At 72.6% G+C, this 17,194-nt stretch carries 19 protein-coding genes and 1 riboswitch; of the genes, 10 read left to right on the forward strand and 9 right to left on the reverse strand.

Annotated features, from left to right (window positions below; translation table 11 throughout):
* Nucleotides 1-62: 62 nt before the first annotated feature.
* A riboswitch (TPP riboswitch) is annotated at nt 63-158 on the forward strand.
* The 3 genes from thiM to thiD all read left to right on the forward strand — a co-directional run bounded on the left by thiM (nt 147) and on the right by thiD (nt 3,252).
* Nucleotides 147-1,007, forward strand: a complete 861-nt coding sequence (gene thiM, locus ACVKXF_RS13270; RefSeq protein ID WP_456795974.1) for a hydroxyethylthiazole kinase — start codon at nt 147-149, stop codon at nt 1,005-1,007. Its footprint overlaps the riboswitch before it by 12 nt.
* Complete coding sequence (gene thiE / locus ACVKXF_RS13275; RefSeq protein WP_456795975.1) at nt 1,004-1,747, forward strand: thiamine phosphate synthase; 744 nt, start codon at nt 1,004-1,006, stop codon at nt 1,745-1,747. The genes thiM and thiE overlap by 4 nt, the downstream gene beginning before the upstream one ends.
* On the forward strand, nt 1,744-3,252 hold the full coding sequence (thiD, locus tag ACVKXF_RS13280; RefSeq protein ID WP_456795976.1) for a bifunctional hydroxymethylpyrimidine kinase/phosphomethylpyrimidine kinase: 1,509 nt from the start codon (nt 1,744-1,746) through the stop codon (nt 3,250-3,252). Before thiE ends, thiD begins: the two co-directional genes overlap by 4 nt.
* 96 nt (nt 3,253-3,348) lie before the next feature.
* Here thiD and ACVKXF_RS13285 read toward each other — a convergent pair whose 3' ends face one another.
* The 4 genes from ACVKXF_RS13285 to ACVKXF_RS13300 form a co-directional block, all read right to left on the reverse strand.
* Nucleotides 3,349-3,858 (reverse strand): metallophosphoesterase family protein, encoded by a 510-nt coding sequence (locus ACVKXF_RS13285; protein ID WP_456795977.1) that lies wholly within the window; start codon nt 3,856-3,858, stop codon nt 3,349-3,351.
* Complete coding sequence (locus tag ACVKXF_RS13290; protein WP_456795978.1) at nt 3,855-4,325, reverse strand: MarR family winged helix-turn-helix transcriptional regulator; 471 nt, start codon at nt 4,323-4,325, stop codon at nt 3,855-3,857. Before ACVKXF_RS13290 ends, ACVKXF_RS13285 begins: the two co-directional genes overlap by 4 nt.
* Before the next feature lie 82 nt (nt 4,326-4,407).
* A complete protein-coding gene (locus tag ACVKXF_RS13295; protein ID WP_123312980.1) occupies nt 4,408-4,869 on the reverse strand; it encodes a VOC family protein in 462 nt (153 codons plus the stop codon).
* Between the two features lie 22 nt (nt 4,870-4,891).
* Entirely contained in the window at nt 4,892-5,188 is a 297-nt protein-coding gene (locus tag ACVKXF_RS13300; protein ID WP_222660658.1) for a GNAT family N-acetyltransferase, read from the reverse strand.
* A 76-nt stretch (nt 5,189-5,264) separates the two neighbouring features.
* Here ACVKXF_RS13300 and ACVKXF_RS13305 point away from each other — a divergent pair, with 76 nt between their 5' ends.
* Entirely contained in the window at nt 5,265-5,900 is a 636-nt protein-coding gene (locus tag ACVKXF_RS13305) for an NADPH-dependent F420 reductase (protein WP_456795979.1), read from the forward strand.
* A 37-nt stretch (nt 5,901-5,937) separates the two neighbouring features.
* Here the strand turns inward: ACVKXF_RS13305 and ACVKXF_RS13310 are convergent, their stop codons facing one another.
* Nucleotides 5,938-6,906 carry an aldo/keto reductase gene (locus tag ACVKXF_RS13310; RefSeq protein ID WP_123312982.1) on the reverse strand — a complete coding sequence of 323 codons (969 nt, stop codon included), beginning with the start codon at nt 6,904-6,906 and terminating at the stop codon, nt 5,938-5,940.
* A 155-nt stretch (nt 6,907-7,061) separates the two neighbouring features.
* Between ACVKXF_RS13310 and ACVKXF_RS13315 the strand changes: the two genes are divergently transcribed.
* The gene (locus ACVKXF_RS13315) at nt 7,062-8,141 is read left to right on the forward strand and encodes a hypothetical protein (protein WP_456795980.1); all 1,080 of its coding nucleotides are present in this window, start codon (nt 7,062-7,064) and stop codon (nt 8,139-8,141) included.
* A 29-nt stretch (nt 8,142-8,170) separates the two neighbouring features.
* Here ACVKXF_RS13315 and ACVKXF_RS13320 read toward each other — a convergent pair whose 3' ends face one another.
* Entirely contained in the window at nt 8,171-9,028 is an 858-nt protein-coding gene (locus ACVKXF_RS13320; protein WP_123292823.1) for a LysR substrate-binding domain-containing protein, read from the reverse strand.
* 184 nt (nt 9,029-9,212) lie between these two features.
* On the opposite strand from ACVKXF_RS13320, the gene ACVKXF_RS13325 reads away from it, so the two are divergent.
* Nucleotides 9,213-10,535 (forward strand): MFS transporter, encoded by a 1,323-nt coding sequence (locus ACVKXF_RS13325; protein ID WP_123312984.1) that lies wholly within the window; start codon nt 9,213-9,215, stop codon nt 10,533-10,535.
* A 104-nt stretch (nt 10,536-10,639) separates the two neighbouring features.
* Here ACVKXF_RS13325 and ACVKXF_RS13330 read toward each other — a convergent pair whose 3' ends face one another.
* A complete protein-coding gene (locus tag ACVKXF_RS13330) occupies nt 10,640-11,287 on the reverse strand; it encodes an NAD(P)-dependent oxidoreductase (RefSeq protein WP_396290920.1) in 648 nt (215 codons plus the stop codon).
* 112 nt (nt 11,288-11,399) lie between these two features.
* On the opposite strand from ACVKXF_RS13330, the gene ACVKXF_RS13335 reads away from it, so the two are divergent.
* Nucleotides 11,400-11,762: a winged helix-turn-helix transcriptional regulator gene (locus tag ACVKXF_RS13335; protein ID WP_222660651.1), complete on the forward strand. Its 363-nt coding sequence runs from the start codon at nt 11,400-11,402 to the stop codon at nt 11,760-11,762.
* 145 nt (nt 11,763-11,907) lie between these two features.
* The gene (locus ACVKXF_RS13340) at nt 11,908-12,939 is read left to right on the forward strand and encodes an NADPH:quinone reductase (protein WP_456795981.1); all 1,032 of its coding nucleotides are present in this window, start codon (nt 11,908-11,910) and stop codon (nt 12,937-12,939) included.
* Nucleotides 12,940-13,023: 84 nt separating this feature from the next.
* Here ACVKXF_RS13340 and ACVKXF_RS13345 read toward each other — a convergent pair whose 3' ends face one another.
* Together ACVKXF_RS13345 and ACVKXF_RS13350 are read right to left on the reverse strand one after the other, a co-directional pair.
* Nucleotides 13,024-13,209 carry a hypothetical protein gene (locus ACVKXF_RS13345; protein ID WP_123312988.1) on the reverse strand — a complete coding sequence of 62 codons (186 nt, stop codon included), beginning with the start codon at nt 13,207-13,209 and terminating at the stop codon, nt 13,024-13,026.
* 41 nt (nt 13,210-13,250) lie between these two features.
* Nucleotides 13,251-14,060: a hypothetical protein gene (locus ACVKXF_RS13350; RefSeq protein WP_456795982.1), complete on the reverse strand. Its 810-nt coding sequence runs from the start codon at nt 14,058-14,060 to the stop codon at nt 13,251-13,253.
* Nucleotides 14,061-14,173: 113 nt separating this feature from the next.
* Here ACVKXF_RS13350 and ACVKXF_RS13355 point away from each other — a divergent pair, with 113 nt between their 5' ends.
* Nucleotides 14,174-15,070: a patatin-like phospholipase family protein gene (locus tag ACVKXF_RS13355; protein ID WP_123312990.1), complete on the forward strand. Its 897-nt coding sequence runs from the start codon at nt 14,174-14,176 to the stop codon at nt 15,068-15,070.
* Complete coding sequence (locus ACVKXF_RS13360) at nt 15,067-17,109, forward strand: alpha/beta fold hydrolase (protein WP_456795983.1); 2,043 nt, start codon at nt 15,067-15,069, stop codon at nt 17,107-17,109. The genes ACVKXF_RS13355 and ACVKXF_RS13360 overlap by 4 nt, the downstream gene beginning before the upstream one ends.
* Nucleotides 17,110-17,194 lie beyond the last annotated feature (85 nt).

Below are 17,194 nucleotides of genomic sequence, written 5' to 3' on the forward strand. Positions count from 1 at the left end.
GGGCCGGACATGTGACCGGAGACGACGGCCGTGGCACCACGCAGCGGCTCGTGTACGGTGTCGCTCGAGACACGGGGTGCCGCAACCAGCGGCTGAGATCACACCCGTCGAACCTGCTCGAGCTCGTACTCGCGAAGGGATCGTCCATGGAAACCGCTGCGCCCTCCCCTGATTGGGCCCACCGAACCGCCGAACTGCTCGAGGCCGTCCGTGCCCGGAGTCCGTTGGTGCAGTGCATCACGAACACCGTGGTGCAGAACGTCACCGCGAACGTGCTGCTCGCGCTCGGTGCGTCACCCGCGATGGTCGACGTCCCGACCGAAGCGGGGCCGTTCGCCCGGGTGGCCGATGCCCTGTTGGTGAACACCGGCACCCCGCACGCCGAACCGCGGGTGGCCGCGCTCGAGGCCGCGCACGCCGCTCGCGACGCGGGCACCCCGTGGGTGCTCGACCCCGTCGCCGTCGGCTCGCTGCCGGTGCGCACCGCCCTGGCCCGCGACCTGCTCGGGTTGCACCCGACGGTGCTGCGGGGCAACGCCTCCGAGGTGCTCGCCCTGCTCGGCGACTCGGCCGGTGGCCGCGGCGTCGACAGCACGGTGGGCACCGAGGACGCCCGTCTCGCGTCCGTGCAGGCGTCGACCGGGAGGCTCGTGGCCGCGGTGGCCGTGTCGGGTCCCGTCGACCTGCTGGTCGCGCCGGGCACCGGTGTGGTGCGGGTCGCGAACGGCACCGACCTGTTGACGCGGATCACCGGGGGCGGGTGTGCCCTCGGCGCGGTCGTCGCCGCGTTCACGTCGGTCGCGCCCGACGACGCCGGCGCGGCCGCCGTCGCCGCGACCGCGGTGCACACCATCGCCGCGGAGCTCGCCGCACGCGAGGCCGGCGGCCCCGGCACGTTCCAGCCGCTGTTCCTCGACCGGTTGGCGTCGCTCACCCCGGAGGACGTCGTCCGCGAGGCCCGGATCACGGTCGAGGCCGAGCCCGCGTCCCTGGTGGTGCCGGCATGAGCGGGCCGCGGCGGGACGTCGGCGTCTACCTGGTCACCGACGGCGCGCTGGCCGACCGGCACGGTGTCGGGGTGCTCGGGGTGGTCCGCGCCGCGGTGCACGCCGGGGTCGGGATCGTGCAGGTGCGGGACAAGGACGCCTCGGCCCGTGACCTGCTCGCCCTGACGGCCGCCGTGGCCGACGCCGTCGGGGACCGCGCGATCGTGGTGGTCGACGACCGGCTCGACGTCGCCCTCGCCGCTCGGCACGCGGGGCACCGGGTCGCCGGGGTGCACCTCGGCCAGTCGGACGTGCCCGTGACGGCCGCGCGGGCGCTGCTCGGGCCGGACGCGCACGTCGGGTTGACGGCGAACACGCTCGAGCACCTGGCTGCCGTCGAGCGGCTGCCCCGCGGCACCGTCGACCTGCTCGGCGTCGGGGTCGTGCACCCCACGGCGACGAAGGCCGACCACCCGCCGGCGCTCGGCCACGACGGGTTCGCCCGGCTGGCCGCCGCGACCGAGGTACGGTGCGTGGCGATCGGCGGCGTCACGCTCGACGACGTCGTGCCGCTTCGAGCAGCGGGCGCTGCCGGGGTCGCGATCGTGTCGGGCATCTGCGCCGCGGCCGACCCGGGATCCGCGGCGGCCGCGTACGTGACCGCGTGGGGCTCTGGAACCGGGCACGGGGCGGAGCGGGGGCGGTCCACCCAGGGTGATCCGTTCCTCCCGGCCTCCTCGCACCACGGGGCGGACTCGTGACCGTCCCGCGCGTCCTGGCCGTCGCCGGGACCGACCCGACCGGCGGCGCCGGGCTGCAGGCCGACCTCAAGGCGATCGCCGCGCACGACGGCTACGGCATGGGGGTGGTGACGGCCCTCGTCGCGCAGAACACGCACGGCGTGCGGTCGGTGCACGTGCCGGACGTCGCGTTCCTGCGGGAGCAGCTCGACGCGGTGTCCGACGACGTGGTGATCGACGCCGTCAAGATCGGCATGCTCGGCACATCCGAGGTCGTGCGGACCGTGACGGACTGGCTGCGGGAGTACCGGCCGCACGTGGTCGTCGTGGACCCGGTGATGGTGGCGACGAGCGGGGACCGGCTGCTGGACGAGGACGCCGCCGCCGCGATGGGCACGTTGTTCGCCCTGGCCGACCTGGTCACGCCGAACCGGGCCGAGCTGGCGGTGCTGGCGGAGCTCGCCGGGGCTCCGTCGCGGGCTCCGCTGTCGTCGCTGGATGCTGCGCGGCTCGTGGCGTCGACGTGGGACGTCCTCGTGCTGGCGAAGGGCGGGCACGACGAGGGGCCGACCTCCGACGACGTGCTCGTGTCGCCCTCGGGGTCCGTTCGGCGGTTCACGGCTCCCCGCGTGGCGACGAGGAACACGCACGGCACCGGGTGCTCGCTGTCGAGCGCGATCGCGACGCTCGCCGCCCGGCACGGGGACTGGGAACTCGCGGTCGGGGTGGCGAAGCCCTGGCTGACGGCGGCGCTGCAGGGAGCCGATGCGCTGCGGGTCGGGTCCGGCAACGGGCCGATCGACCACGGCGCCGTGGTCCGCGCCGCGCTGCCCGTGATCCCGTCCACCGACGTGTGGTGGGAGGACGTCGGCTCCCTGCTGCGGTCGACGATCGAGTGCGGGTTCCTCGTGGGGCTGCGGGACGGGACGCTCGATGCGGACGTGTTCGCGGGGTACCTCGCACAGGACGTGCACTACCTGCGGGCCTACGAGCGGCACCTCGCGGCGCTGGCGGCGAGCGCTGCCGGTGCTGGTGCTGGTCCTGCGGCTGCCGCGTTCTGGGCTGCGGCGTCCGAGGGGTGTGCCGCCGAAGCCCGCGACCTGCACCACCGACGGCTCGCCGGCACCCACGCCGACGACCCAGTCCACCCGACGTGCGCCGGGTACCTGGCGCACCTGCAACGGGCGGCGGACTCCGGGTCGGCGGCTGTGCTCGCCGCGGCGGTGCTCCCCTGCTTCCTGGTCTACGCCTGGGTGGGCGCGCAGCTCGGCACGGCGCCGGACGGACACCCGTTCGCGGACTGGATCGCCGCGTACGGCGACGAGGGCTTCGCGGCGTCGAGCGCCGAGGCGACCCGGTTGGTCGAGGAGACGGCAGCAGCCGCGACCCCGGCCGAGCGAGGACGGATGGCGCGGGCGTTCCGCCGCTCGACCGAGTGGGAGCTGGCGTTCTTCGAGATGCCGCTGGGGTTGGGTGCCGGCGCTGGTGCCAGGGTCATTGCCGCGGAAGCGTCACTTCTACGCTGACGACCGCCGACCACCCCGCGAAAGCGACAGATGTCCGCCGATGTTCCGCGGGGATCTGTCGCTTTCGCGAACGGGGTGGCTGGGGCGGATCTCGGGTCAGCGCGCGGGCGGCGGCAGGCGCACCAGCTCGACGGTCAGGTCCGCGCCGGTCACCGTCCCGCGCATCCACGTGAAGTCCGGCTGCCGGCGACGATCGGTGGGCGACCCGGGGTTGAGCAGCCGCAGGCCCGACGGCGCGACGGTGTCCCACGGGATGTGCGAGTGCCCGAAGACGAGCACGTCGACGTCCGGGTACTCGGCGGCCATCCGGCGCTCCCGGCCCGTCGCGGCGCCGGTCTCGTGCACCAGGGCGAAGCGCAGGTCCTCGACGGCGAAGCGGGCGACGAGCGGGAGCCGGTCGTCGAACTCGGCGCCGTCGTTGTTGCCGCGCACCCCCTCGAACCGGCGCGATCGGGCCTGCACGGCGTCGAGGGTGGCAAGGTCGACCCAGTCCCCCGCGTGCACCACGAGGTCGGCGGCGTCGACGTCGGACCAGAGCGCCGCGGGCAGGTCCTTCGCCCGCTTCGGCAGGTGCGTGTCGGAGAGCAGGACGAACGAGGTCGTCACGTCGTCGCGCGCCCGGGCATCGGCAGCCCGGCCTCGTCCGAGGCGCCGAGCCGTTCCAGCAGGCCGGCGAGCAGGGCGATGTCGTCGTCGGACCAGCCGGCGAGCCGCTCCTCCAGCGCGTCGCGGTGCAGTTGCACGGAGCGTTCGAGCGCGGTGCGGCCGGCGTCCGTCGCCTCCAGCGGCTTCGCGTTGCCGGTGCCGCCGTCGGTCGTCCGGATCAGGCCCGTGGCGAGGAGACCGGAGAGCTGGCGGGAGATCGTCGAGCGGTTCAGGCGCAGGTACCGGGCGATGTCGATGGCCATGCAGCCGGGGTGCTGCACCACGAAGTCGACGAGGGACTGGTCGACGACGCTCAGCGCGTCGTCCGAACCGCGGGCGCGGATGCTCGCACGCCGGGTGATCCGGGCGAGTTCGGTGTACGCCCGGCCGATCTCACTGTTCCGGATCTGGGAGCTCGGGTGGTCCATCGTGGCTCCAGCCTGTCGGTGCCGGCGCCGGCCGGCGGTCTTCCGTGCCGACACCATACCGGGCGGTACGCGAGGTTCGGACTCAGTGGCCGGCGGCTGCGGCCCGGAGTGCGGAGATGTCGAGCTTCTGCATCGTCATCATCGCCTGGAAGACACGGGCGTTCGACTCGGGATCGCCCGACCCGGTCATCAGCTCGCCCATCATCGACGGCGTCACCTGCCAGGCCACACCCCAACGGTCGAACAACCAGCCGCACATGGTCGGCTTCCCGCCGTCGGCGAGCAGGGCGTCCCAGACGCGGTCGAGTTCGTCCTGCGTGTCCACGTCGACCTGGAACGAGACGGCGTCGGTGTGCGGGTGTCCCGGGCCGCCGTTCATCGCCCGGTACGGCTGCCCGAGCAACGTGAACTCGACGACCAGCGTCGCGCCGTCCGGGGTCTTCGCCACGCTGTCGATCGAGCTGCCGGGGAACAGGTCGACGTAGTACCGGGCAGCCTGCTCGGCCTGGTCGTCGTACCAGAGGAACGGGGTGATGGTGGGCATGTGGCCCTCTTCTCGCGTCGGCTCAGTCCGCGGCACTGCGGATGAGCAGGTCTGACTTCTCGGGGTGCTCGTCGAACCACTTGCCGACGAACCAGCACATCGGCACGACCCGCTTCGTCGAGTTCGACTCGACGTCCGCGACCGCGTACTCGACGAGCTCGGCCGCGTAGCCGTGCCCGCGGTGCTTCGGCACCGTGTACGTGTGCGGGAACGCGATCGCGTCGCCGTTCTCGCGGTAGTCGAGCACGCTCACGAGCTCGCCGCCGACGTACATGGCGTAGCGGTCCTGGTCGGTCTCGTCGCGGAACTCGTGGTCCATGCCGCCATCATGCTCCGCCCCGGGCGCACGCGCTCCACGGGGAATGCTCGTGGCCGCCGAGCGTTGGATGGACACCATGACAACGATCGGCATCATCGGCGCAGGCAACATCGGATCCCAACTCGCACGACTCGCGGTGCAGCACGGCCACCAGGTGGTGATCGCGAACTCCCGCGGCCCCGAGACCCTGACCGACCTGGTCACCGAGCTCGGCGACCGGGCCCGTGCGGCCACCCGCGACGAAGCAGCCGCCGCGGGCGAGGTCGTCGTCGTCACCGTGCCGCTCGCCGCGATCGACACGATCCCCGCGGAACCGCTCGTCGGCAAGGTCGTCATCGACACGAACAACTACTACTGGGAGCGCGACGGCCACATCGCCGCGCTCGACGACGGGTCGACGACGACCGCCGAGCTGCTGCAGGACCACCTGCCGGGCGCCCGGGTCGTCAAGGCGTTCAACCACATCGGCGCCGCGGACCTCACCGGCCACGCCACCCCGGCCGGCACCCCGGACCGCCGCGCCCTCGTGGTCGCGGGCGACGACGCCGAAGCGAAGCAGGTCACCACGGACCTCATCGACCAGTTCGGCTTCGACGTCGTCGACGCCGGCCCCCTCGCCGAGGGCTGGCGCATCCAGCGGGACACCCCCGGCTACGGCCCGCGCCTGACCGCCGACCAGTTGCGCGAGGCCCTGCGGGCAGCGACCCGCTGACGCCCCGAGCCTCGGCCCCCGCGGCGGGCGGCGGGCACTACGCCCGGTCGAAGATCTCCGTCATGTCGGCGATGTCGTCCTCGGTCGGCGTCCAGGTGGTGCCCGCCTCGACGTTCTGCGTGATCTGCTCCGGCTTCGTCGCTCCGGCGATGACGCTCGACAGCCCCGGCTGCGCGAGCAACCAGGCGAACGTCGCCTGCAGCATCGTGACGCCGCGGTGGTCGCAGAACCGCTGGTAGTCGTCGAGGACGTCCCACGGGGCGTCCTCGAGCAGCTGCGGCTTCGACGTCGACAGGCGCCCGTCGGCCGGGCCCCCGGCCTTCGTGTACTTGCCGGTCAGCAGCCCGTTGTACAGCGGGAAGAACGGCAGGAACCCGAGCGCGTACGCACGGACGGCCGGCAGCACCTCGGCCTCGGCGGCTCGGGCGAGCGGGCTGTACTCGTTCTGCGCGGACACGAACGCGGTGGTGCCGGCGATCGACGCCGTCAGCTCGGCCTCGGCGATCTGCCACCCGGCGAAGTTCGAGTGTCCGACGTACCGGATCTTGCCCTCGCGGACCAGGTCGTCGAGGACGGACAGCGTCTCCTCGATCGGCGTCACGTCGTCGGGCCGGTGCATCTGGTACAGGTCGATCCAGTCCGTGCCGAGGCGACGGAGCGACGACTCGACGGCCAGCCGGACGTACCGCCGCGAGCCGCGGACACCCCAGTCCGGGCCGTTCGCGCCCTGCATGTCCATGCCGAACTTCGTCGCGAGCACGATCTCGTCCCGCCGACCCGCGATCGACCGGCCGAGCATCTCCTCGGACATGCCGGGCCGGCCGCCGTAGATGTCCGCGGTGTCGAAGAGCGTGACACCGGCGTCGAGGGCCGCCCGCACGACGGCGTCGGTGCCCTCCTGCGACTCGGAGGCGGTCCCCGGTCGCCCGAAGTTGTTGCAGCCGAGGCCGACGGTGGAGACGACGAGCCCCGAGGGGCCCAGTGGACGGTGTTCGATTCCGGTCATGCCCCGAACGTACCGGCGACCCCGGAACTGGGGCTGCGACATCCGCGACCGTTGCCGCTAGAACTGACGATGGATCAGTCGACGAAGGGAGCACCGCAGTGGCGTCGCATCGCATGCAGGATTCGGAACGGCCGCGCCGTCCCGTCCCGTCCTGGGTGACCGCACCGGTCGTCGAACCGGCCGTGGCCGTCGAGCGGCTCGCCCCCGACGTCGCAGCGAGCACCGGCCAGGAGGCTCGCCCCACCCCCGCCACGTCGCGCACCACCCACGGTGCGCCCGCCCCCACCGCCGTGGTCGGCTCCGCCCCGCAGCCAACGGCCACGCTCGACCCGACGCCGGAGCCCGCGTCGATCGCGACCCTCGTCGAGGACGACGTCGCGGTCCCCGACTACCCGCCGCAGCAGGACCTCCTGCCGCCGGCGCCGACCTCACCGTCCGTGCACACCGTGCCGTTCGACACCGCCGCCGTGGCCTCCACCCCCGCCCCGGTCTCGCCGATCGACGCCGCTCCCCGCACCGCACCGGCTCCCGCGCCGTCGCCCGTGCCCACCGCCGGACAGCCCCGGTTCTCGGTACCCGGCCTGGAGCACGTCGTCGTCGAGGGCACCGAGCCCGAACCCGTCGGCCCGATCGGCTTCCGCACGCCCCGCCGCTTCGCCCACCAGCAGGCCGCCGCCACCGTGACACCGGCACCGACCCCGGCGTCCGCCCACGTGCGGTCCTTCGACGCGGTCCTGCAGGCGCCGTCGGTGCCGACCGCCTCGTCGACCGCACCGATGGCGCCGAACCCGGTCGTGCCCGTGACCGCACCCCGTGCCGAGGCGAGTGCGTCCGTCGGGGCCGACCCGGGCCTCCCGACCGAACTGCTCGACCAGCCCGTGGCCGCAGCCGCCGAGCCGGAGCCGCGCCGTGCACTCGGTGCGACGCCCGGCGCGGTGCTGGGCGCCGTGGCCGGCATCGCGACGCTCGGACTCGCGGCGTGGTGGTTCACCGCGCCGGCGACCGTGCACGGCGTCGGCGTCGTGCTCGGACTCCTCGCGCTGGTGGTGTCGATCGTGACGCTGCGCGACCGTGCGGCGACGTGGCAGCGGCCGGTCGCGCTGCTCGGTGCCGTGCTCGGTGGCGTCGGCGCGCTCGTGCTGCTGTGGGCCGTCGCCTCGGCGCTGCTGCCGCTCGCCGGGGTGACGCTGCCCGACCTGACCGGCACCGGGACGACCCCGACCCTCGCGCCGTAGCCCGCGCGTCCGCTGCACGCCGGTCGCGGTCAGACCGCGCGGACGACCCCGCGGGACAGGATCGCGTTCGTCAGGGCGTCGATCGGCTCGCGCTGCACCGTCGGGTTGGCGATGAGGACGTAGTCGACCGCCGGCAGGTCCGGCAGCCCCAGCCGCTGCGACACCTTCACCAGGTCCGCCGGGATGAGCGAGTGCGGGAACACCGCCACGCCGATCCCCGCCCGCACCGCCGCCAGGACACCGTTGACATCGCGGGTGTTGCAGGTGATCCGCCAGGTGCGGCCGGCGGCCTCGAGGGCGTCGATCGCCATCTGCCGGCTGATGCTCGGCGCCTGGTACGCGATGAGCGGCACGGGCTCGTCGCGTTCGACCGCGATGCCGTCCTGCGCCATCCACACCATCTGGTCGGTCGCGACGCGGGTGCCCTCGGCGGACTCCCCCGCGGTCTGCTTGATGAACACCAGGTCGAGCTGGCCGGCGTGCACCCGGCGCAGCAGCGGCGACGACTGGTTCACCGTCAGCTCGAGGTTCACCTGCGGGTGCAGCCGCCGGAAGTCGCGGAGGATGCGCGGCAACTGCGTGATCGCCAGGTCGTCGGCCGCGCCGAACCGGAGCCGCCCGCGAGTCGCCGACCCGGAGAAGTACGCGTCCGCGGTGGCGTGCGCGGCGAGGATCGTCCGGGCGAAGCCGGCCATCGCGTCGCCGTTGTCGGTGAGGGTGACGCCACGGGTGTCGCGTGCGACGAGGGTGCGGGACACCGCGGTCTCGAGCCGCCGGACGTGCTGGGACACGGTGGGCTGACTGATGCCGAGGCGGGCTCCGGCCTGCGTGAAGCTCTGCGTCTCGGCGACGGCCAGGAAGGTCTGCAGCAGGACCGGATCGAGCACGGGGCACCTCGTTCGTTCGCGCGGTCGTTCGCGCGGTCGTTCGCGCGGTCGTTCGCGCGGTCGTTCGCGCGGTCATTCGACATCGCAATGGATTGATAGCCACCATAGGGGTGTCGAATAGACCTCGGTCACGTAGTTTCGTTGGGGTACCAGATCCGCAACGACGTCCGGAGAACCCCTCACCGTGAGTGCGTCATCGACGACCCTCCCCCCGCCCACCGAACCGCTCCCGATCCAGGCCACCCGCCCGCCCTGGCGGCACACGCTCATCGCCCTGTCCGTGCCGAACTTCCGGCTGTTCACGGCCACCAACCTCGTCGCGATGACCGCCGGGTGGATGCAGCGCATCGCCCAGGACTGGCTCGTCCTGCAGCTGACCGGCTCGGTCGCGCAGGTCGGCATCACCGTCGCCTGCCAGTTCGCGCCGATGCTGCTGTTCGGGCTGCTCGGCGGGGTGCTCGTGGACCGGTTCTCGAAGCGTGCGCTGATGATGATCACGCAGGGCGCCTTCGCGGTGCTGTCCGCGCTGCTCGCCGTGCTGACGCTGGCCGGGGTGGTCGAGGCCTGGCACATCTGGGTGATCGCGTTCCTGGTCGGCATGGTCACCGTGATCGACAACCCAGCCCGGCAGGTGTTCGTCACCGAGATCGTCGGGCACCAGCACCTCCGCAACGCGATCAGCGTGAACTCGTCGGTGTTCCAGCTGGGCGGCATGATCGGACCGGCGCTGTCCGGCGCACTGCTCGTCGCCGTCGGGGCCGGGTGGTCGTTCGGCGTGAACGCGATCGCCTGCGTCGCCGTCGTCGTGACGCTCGGGTTCCTGAAGGTCTCGGAGCTGCACCGGACGCCCCCGGCGCCCCGCGGCAAGGGGCAGCTGATCGAGGGGCTCCGCTACGCCGTGAACAAGCCGACGATCATCGTGCCGGTGATCCTCGTCGCGTTCTTCTCGGTGTTCGCACTGACGATGCCCGTGCTGCTGTCGGCCTTCGCGTCACAGGTCTACGACGTCGGCGCCGCCGGGTACGGCGTGTTCAACTCCGCCGTGGCGATCGGCGCACTCGTCGGCGCCCTGCTCTCCACGCGGCGGGCGGTCGTGCGGCTCCGGACCATCGTGGGCGGGGTCTTCTGGACCGGGGTGCTGCTCGTGGTCTCCGGGTCCATCCCCGTGATCGCGCCGTTCACCGTGGCGCTCGTCGCCGTCGGGATGTCGCAGCTGCTGTTCCAGACCGCGTCGAACTCGCTCGTGCAGCTGTCCTCGAACGTGGCGATCCGCGGCCGGGTGATGTCGCTCTACGTGCTCGTGCTGCTCGGCGGCCAGGCGATCGGCGGGCCGCTGATGGGCCAGGTCGTCGACCACTTCGGGGCCCACGTCGGCATGATGGTCGCCGGCGGGGTGCCCGCTGCGGCCGCCGCCGTGATCGCGCTCGTGCTCGCCCGCCGCGGAGGCCTGCACGTGGCGGTGCGCATGCGCCACCACGTGCCGCTGCCGGCGATCGTCGCGCACTGAGCGGGCGCGGTCGCGAGATTGTCTGCCGGAACCAGGTTCCGGACACTGAACCACGCAAATCCGCGGTGCTGTGTCCGGAACCTGGTTCCTGAGCGGGGTGTGCCTCAGTAGGCGACGCCGAAGCGCGTCTGGTGGTGCGCCGGGTTCGCGATCTCGTCGACGAAGGCCAGACCGAAGTCGTCACCGGAGATGTCCGAGTTGCCCTCGGCGTCGGCGAGCAGGACCTCGTCGGTCGTGCGGTACGTGCCGCGACGCTCGCCCGGGTTGTAGCTGCCGTAGCCAGCGGCCGGGCTGACGTAGAACCAGTCGACGTCGGTGTCCGATGCACGGAGCGCGTCGAGGATCTGCGCGTGGCTCTTCGCCTCGCCCTTGAACGCGTCCGGGAACTCAGCCGAGTCGAACAGGCGCGGACCGCCCTCGGCGACGAGCAGCGAACCGGCGCCGCCGACGATGCCGAGCCGCGCACCGGCGCTGGCCGCAGCGTCGACGAAGTGCTGGAACTTGTCCTTGAGTTCACTGCCGTCCGACTGGACCGCGTGCAGCGCAACGACGATGACGTCGGCGTCCTTCGTGACCTCGGCCACGAAGTCGGCGTCGAACGCGTCGCCCTGCGCCAGGGTCAGACCCTCGGCGGCGTCGAGCTTGCTCGTGTCGCGCGCGACGGCGGTGACGGCGATGCCGCGGGAGAGGGCTTCGCGGGTGATGGCGGAGCCGGCGTAGCCGGTGCCTCCGAAGACGACGATGCTGGTCATGCTGTTCCTTTCGTGGGGCTGGTGCTGCTCACCGTACAAGAGTTACTCTCTTTGAGTAAGTAGGCACCTCACAGTGCGTAACGGAGCCCGTCGTCACGGAGGCCAGGCCAGGATGTCAGCACTCGAGTACAGCCCCTACGCGGCGGACTGCCCCAGCCGACAGTTGCTCGACCGCATCGGCGACCGCTGGAGCGTGCTGACGATCGGCACCCTCGCCGACGGTCCGCAACGGTACTCGGCGATCGCGAACCGGGTGCAGGGCGTGTCGCAGAAGATGCTCACGCAGACACTCCGCGCGCTCGAACGGGACGGGCTCGTGACGCGCACGGTGTTCCCGGAGATCCCGCCGCACGTCGAGTACGAACTGACCGATCGCGGGCGGTCACTCCGCCGGGTGCTCGAGCCGCTCGAGGCGTGGGCGACGTCCCACATGGACGACGTCGCCGTGTCGCGCGAGGAGTACGACGCGCGCTGAGCTGGCGGCGGCGGGCGGGCGGGCGGGGGCGCTTCGTGAGCAGAAATGGTCGGGTCCGCCGAACGCACCCGACCATTTGTGCTCACGAAGTGTCGCCACGCCCACACTCGGAATCCCCGACGGCGGCGAGTGGTTGCCTGGGGGCATGCGATCGATCGTCTACACGAAGCCCGGTGACAGCAGCGTCCTCGAACTCGTCGAGCGGGACGTCCCCGAACCCGGCGCCGGCGAGGTCCGCGTCCGCGTCGTCGTCTCCGGCGTGAACCCGACGGACTGGAAGGCGCGGGCCGGCGGCACCTACGGCGACGGCCTGCCGTTCCCCGAGATCACGCCGAACCAGGACGGCGCCGGTGTCGTCGACGCGGTCGGCCCGGGCGTCGAGGACCTCGCCGTCGGTGACCGTGTCTGGCTCTTCATGGCCGCCGCCTCGCGCCCGACCGGCACCGCGCAGGAGTACACCGTCGTGCCGGAGAGCCGCGCGGTCCGCCTGCCTGACGGCAGCTCGTTCGACGTCGGCGCCTCGCTGGGGGTGCCGGCGATGACGGCACACCGCGCCCTGACCACGCACGAGGACGGTCCGGCGCGACTCGGTCCCGGATCCCTCGACGGCTTCACCGTGCTCGTCGCGGGTGGTGCCGGCGCCGTGGGGCACGCTGCGATCCAGCTCGCCCGCTGGGCCGGCGCGACCGTCATCACGACGATCAGCTCGGACGATAAGGCGGCGCTCGCCACCGCCGCGGGCGCCCACCACGTCGTGAACTACCGACAGGACGACGCCGCGGCTCGCATTCGCGACATCGCTCCTGACGGCGTCGACATCGTCGTGGAGGTGTCGATCCCGCAGAACGCCGCCCTGGTCGCCGACGTGCTCGCGAACCACGGCGTCGTGTCGATCTACGCGAACAACGGCGGCGACGAGGCCTCGCTGCCGATCCGCCCGAACATGAGCGTCAACGCGCGGTACCAGTTCCTGCTGCTCTACACGATCGGCGACGAGGCCCTGGCCGCCGCGGCCGAGGACGTCACCGAGGCACTGCACGACGGCGTGCTGCCGGTCGGCGAGGACGCCGGGCTCCCGCTCACTCGGTTCACGCTCGAGCAGACGGCCCAGGCGCACGACGCGGTGGAGCAGGACACCGTCGGCAAGGTCGTCATCGACGTGACGAAGGCACCGTAGTCGCGACGCCCGGCGCCTCGACGCTCCACGACGAACGGCTCCCACACACGTGGGAGCCGTTCGTCGTGGAGGATGCGGGAAGGGTCAGCGACCCAGGCGCGCGGCGATGGCTGCGGCGACCCGGATCCGGGCTGCTTCGCGCTCGCGCTCGATGTTGGCGGCGATGACGTCGAGGTCTTCGTAGTCGGCGTCGGTGGTGGTGTCGTTCCAGTTGGGCGATGAGATCCGGGCACGCCCGAACGACGGCGGAGCAGGGTTCACGGTCGTCATGGGGGCATCGTACGTCGAGCGTCCGACAGAGCGTGTGAGCATCACGGGCCTTTCCTTGGATTGCGGTCGCGCTCGGGGAACGAGTAGGTCAACGAGAACGCCACGGCCATGAACGAGGCCATCATCGCGATGTTCTTCGCGTCGAGTTCGGTGAAGGCGTCGGGGACCGGGGAGTCGACGGTGAGCATGCCGAACGAGTACTGGTCGGACCGGATCACCACCGAGACGTACGAGGAGTACCGCGGTTCGAAGCCGGACACGTCCTGGTCGACATCGACGTCGGCGGAGCGGTCGCCGACGATCCGGGGTGATCCCCCGATCAGCACCCACTCGAGGTTGCGGTCGCCGTAGGGCGTGCCCGCGCGGAAGACCCCGGCGGTGTCGCCGGCGCCCCCGTGACCGATCGGCTCGAGCGCACGCAGATCGGTGGACAGCTGGTACACGTTGGCGCGGACGTCGGGCACCTTCGGCAGCAGGTAGAACGCCAGGGCCACGGCGACGCGGTCGGCGACGACGGAGAGTTCGCCGTGGCGCTCGGAACGGGGCAGTTCGGCGAACCGGACGAGCCGGGTGGCGATCTGGCCGAACGCGTACCGGACCGCCGTCGACTGTTCGAGCTCTGCCGCGGTCGCGTTCTCCTCGGCCGCCGAGCGCGCGGCGTCGCCGTGCCGAGTCCGGACCACCTGCACCGCCACGGCGACGGCCAGCACGACGAGCCCGAACACGACGAGTGACAGTCGGACCGCCGGGGTGGCGAACAGGTTCGGCAGCTGGAACGCCGCGGTGGGCGCGGCCGCCACCAGGATCGGCCACCCGACCGTGCCGACCCGTCCTGAACGCTGTTGCCCCATGACCACGACGCTAGGTCACGCCACCGACGCGATCGGAGTTGTCCACAGGGCAGTTCTCCACAGCGAGACCGGGTCTCCACCAGCGCGTCGCCGGCAGCTGGTAAGCAGGACCCATGACCGACGTCGCGACGCCCGTACCCGGAACCAGAGCCCTCGTCCTCGGCGGTGGTGGTGTCGCCGGGATCGCGTGGGAGGTCGGTGTGCTCTCCGCCCTGCAGGACGCCGGCGTCGACCTCGACGCAGCAGACCTCGTCGTCGGCACGAGCGCCGGCAGCGTCGTCGGGGCCTTCGTCCGCAACGGCGCGGTACAGCAGGCGTACGACCAGCAGCACACCCCGGCGCCGACGACCTACGTCGAGCCGCCGGCCATCGACACCGACGCCGTCCAGCAGCGGATCGGCGGCGCGCTCGAGGGGGCGACCGGCGAGCAGGACGCCCGCGCCCGCCTCGGCCTCGCCGCCCAGCAGGTCACCGACGGACAGACCGACGACGACCGCGTGGCGACCTTCGCCGAGACCCTGCCGTCCACCGAGTGGCCGGGCAAGCCGCTCGCGATCACCGCGGTCGACGCCACCGACGGCACGTTCCGGCTGCTGACCGCGGCCGACGGCGTCCCGCTCCCCCGCGCGGTCGCCGCGAGCTGCTCCGTGCCCTTCGTGTGGTCGCCCGTCGGCATCGAGGGCCGACCGTACGTCGACGGCGGGGTCCGTTCCGGCACGAACGCCGACGCCGCCGCCGGCCACGAGCGTGTCCTCGTCATCGCCTGCGGTCCCGAGGGTCCGTCGCCGGTCGGCCCCTGGCTCGACGTCGCGGTCGAGTCGCTCCGCGCCGGCGGCAGCTCGGTCGAGGTCGTCGTGGCCGACAGCACCGCGCAGGAAGCCTTCGGCACGAACTCGCTCTCGCTGGCCACCCAGGCGCCGTCGGCCGAGGCCGGCCGCACCCAGGGCACGGCGGTCGCCGAGCAGATCGCCGCGTTCTGGGCGGACGACCTGGTGAGCGTGGACGCATGACGACACCGTTCTCCGACCTCGACCAGTACATCGCCCTCCCCCGAGTCGACGGGATCGCGATCAGCCCCGACGGTGAGCGCGTCGCCCTGACGGTCAGTGCGCTCGACCCGGACCGCACCGGGTACCGCCGCTCGATCTGGCAGGTGCCAGCAGGGAACGACGCCGACGCGGCCAGCGGAGACGCACCTGGTACCGCCGTCCGCCTCACCCGCTCCGCCAAGGGCGAGGGCGGGGTCGCCTTCACCCGCACCGGCGACCTGCTCTTCGTCTCCGCGCGGCCCGACGCCGACGCCGACGAACTCGAGACAGCTCAGCTCTGGGTGCTCCCGGCGACCGGCGGCGAGGCCCGTCCCCTCACCCGGCTCGCCGGGGGCGTCGGCGGCGTCCTGGCCACCGCGGCGTCGTCGGACGTCGTCGCGCTCACCGCCGACCTGCTGCCGGGTGCCGGCTCCGAGCCGGAGACGGTACTCGAGGCCGACGCAGCACTCCGCAAGGCCCGCACGGACAAGAAGGTCCGCGCGATCCTGCACGAGACGTACCCGGTCCGGTACTGGGACCACGACCTCGGGCCGGCCCAGACCCACGTCCTCACGCTCGACACCGCCGGCGGCGCGGACGAAGTCGCTCAGCCCGTCGACCGCACACCGGCCCCGGGCCGGTCGCTGGACCACGTCGCCGGGGCGCTCACGCCCGACGGATCGGTCCTGCTGGCAGCCGTGGGCGTCCGGGAGGCCCGTGGGGACCGCTCGACGCTCGTCACGATCGACTGCACCAGCGGCCACCGCACGGTGCTGTTCGACGACGTCGACGTCGACCACGAGATGCCCGCTCTGAGCCACGACGGCCGCACGATCGCGTGGGTCCGGACGGTTCGCTCCACGCCCGCCGGCGCGGCCCAGCAAGAAGTCTGGACCGCCGGCATCGACGGGTCGGACCCGCACCGCATCGCCACCGACTGGGACCGCTGGCCGAGCGAGCTCGTGTTCGAGCACGGCGACCGGGCACTGCTCGCCGTGGCCGACCAGGACGGCCGGGCGCCCGTGTTCCGCATCCCGCTCGACGGCGCAGCCGTCGAGCAGCTGACCCACGACGACTGGGCGTACTCGAGCCTGCGCGTGGCGGAGGCGACCGGTGCGGTCGTGGCGCTCCGGGCCTCCTGGGCGGCGCCGCTGCACCCCGTGCGGATCGCGACGGACGGGGTGGTGACCCCGCTCGCGACGCCGGCGGCCCTGCCCGACGTCCCCGCGCACCTGGAGGAGGTCGAGACCACCGCGGCCGACGGTGCGCGCGTGCGCGGCTGGCTGGTGGTGCCGGAGGGCGACGGGCCGCACCCGCTGCTGCTCTGGATCCACGGTGGACCGCTCAACTCGTGGAACCAGTGGTCGTGGCGGTGGAACCCGATGCTCCTGGCGGCGCGCGGGTACGCCGTGCTGCTGCCGGACCCGGCGCTGTCGACCGGCTACGGGCTCGACTTCGTGAACCGCGGGTGGAACGCGTGGGGGCAGGCTCCGTACACCGACCTGATGGCGATCACCGATGCGGTCGAGGCGCGCGCCGACATCGACGAGACCCGCACGGCCGCGATGGGCGGGTCGTTCGGTGGGTACATGGCGAACTGGGTCGCCGGGCACACCGACCGGTTCCGCGCGATCGTCACGCACGCCAGCCTGTGGGCGCTCGACCAGTTCAACGGCACCACGGACTCGTCGCAGTACTGGTCGTCGATCTTCGACGCCGCCGGCATCGAGGCGAACGACCCGCACCGCTTCGTGGCCGACATCACGTCACCAATGCTCGTGATCCACGGCGACAAGGACTACCGGGTGCCGATCGGCGAGGGGCTGCGGCTCTGGTCCGAGCTCGCCGAGCACCACGCGGCGCCGGACGGCACGATGCCGCACCGGTTCCTGTACTTCCCGGACGAGAACCACTGGGTGCTCTCGCCGCAGCACGCTGTGGTTTGGTACGAGACGGTGTTCGCGTTCCTCGGGCAGCACGTGATCGGCCAGGAGTGGGAGCGGCCGGAGCTGCTCGGGTAGTCACGGCCCTGGACGACCCGGAACGACACGATCGACGTCGTACGACATCGTGGATGTCGTTCCGGGTCGGACCCGCCGAGCCGAC

The sequence above is a fragment of the Curtobacterium sp. PvP017 genome (assembly GCF_054060195.1).

Coding starts and splice junctions, on each gene's coding strand:
- ACVKXF_RS13330 (WP_396290920.1), bottom strand. CDS start 11,287: ATGACCAGCATCGTCGTCTTCGGAGGCACCGGCTACGCCGGCTCCGCC.
- ACVKXF_RS13355 (WP_123312990.1), top strand. CDS start 14,174: ATGACCGACGTCGCGACGCCCGTACCCGGAACCAGAGCCCTCGTCCTC.
- ACVKXF_RS13300 (WP_222660658.1), bottom strand. CDS start 5,188: ATGGACCACGAGTTCCGCGACGAGACCGACCAGGACCGCTACGCCATG.
- ACVKXF_RS13310 (WP_123312982.1), bottom strand. CDS start 6,906: ATGACCGGAATCGAACACCGTCCACTGGGCCCCTCGGGGCTCGTCGTC.
- thiM (WP_456795974.1), top strand. CDS start 147: ATGGAAACCGCTGCGCCCTCCCCTGATTGGGCCCACCGAACCGCCGAA.
- ACVKXF_RS13290 (WP_456795978.1), bottom strand. CDS start 4,325: ATGGACCACCCGAGCTCCCAGATCCGGAACAGTGAGATCGGCCGGGCG.
- ACVKXF_RS13305 (WP_456795979.1), top strand. CDS start 5,265: ATGACAACGATCGGCATCATCGGCGCAGGCAACATCGGATCCCAACTC.
- ACVKXF_RS13335 (WP_222660651.1), top strand. CDS start 11,400: ATGTCAGCACTCGAGTACAGCCCCTACGCGGCGGACTGCCCCAGCCGA.
- thiE (WP_456795975.1), top strand. CDS start 1,004: ATGAGCGGGCCGCGGCGGGACGTCGGCGTCTACCTGGTCACCGACGGC.
- ACVKXF_RS13340 (WP_456795981.1), top strand. CDS start 11,908: ATGCGATCGATCGTCTACACGAAGCCCGGTGACAGCAGCGTCCTCGAA.
- ACVKXF_RS13350 (WP_456795982.1), bottom strand. CDS start 14,060: ATGGGGCAACAGCGTTCAGGACGGGTCGGCACGGTCGGGTGGCCGATC.
- ACVKXF_RS13345 (WP_123312988.1), bottom strand. CDS start 13,209: ATGACGACCGTGAACCCTGCTCCGCCGTCGTTCGGGCGTGCCCGGATC.
- ACVKXF_RS13360 (WP_456795983.1), top strand. CDS start 15,067: ATGACGACACCGTTCTCCGACCTCGACCAGTACATCGCCCTCCCCCGA.
- ACVKXF_RS13295 (WP_123312980.1), bottom strand. CDS start 4,869: ATGCCCACCATCACCCCGTTCCTCTGGTACGACGACCAGGCCGAGCAG.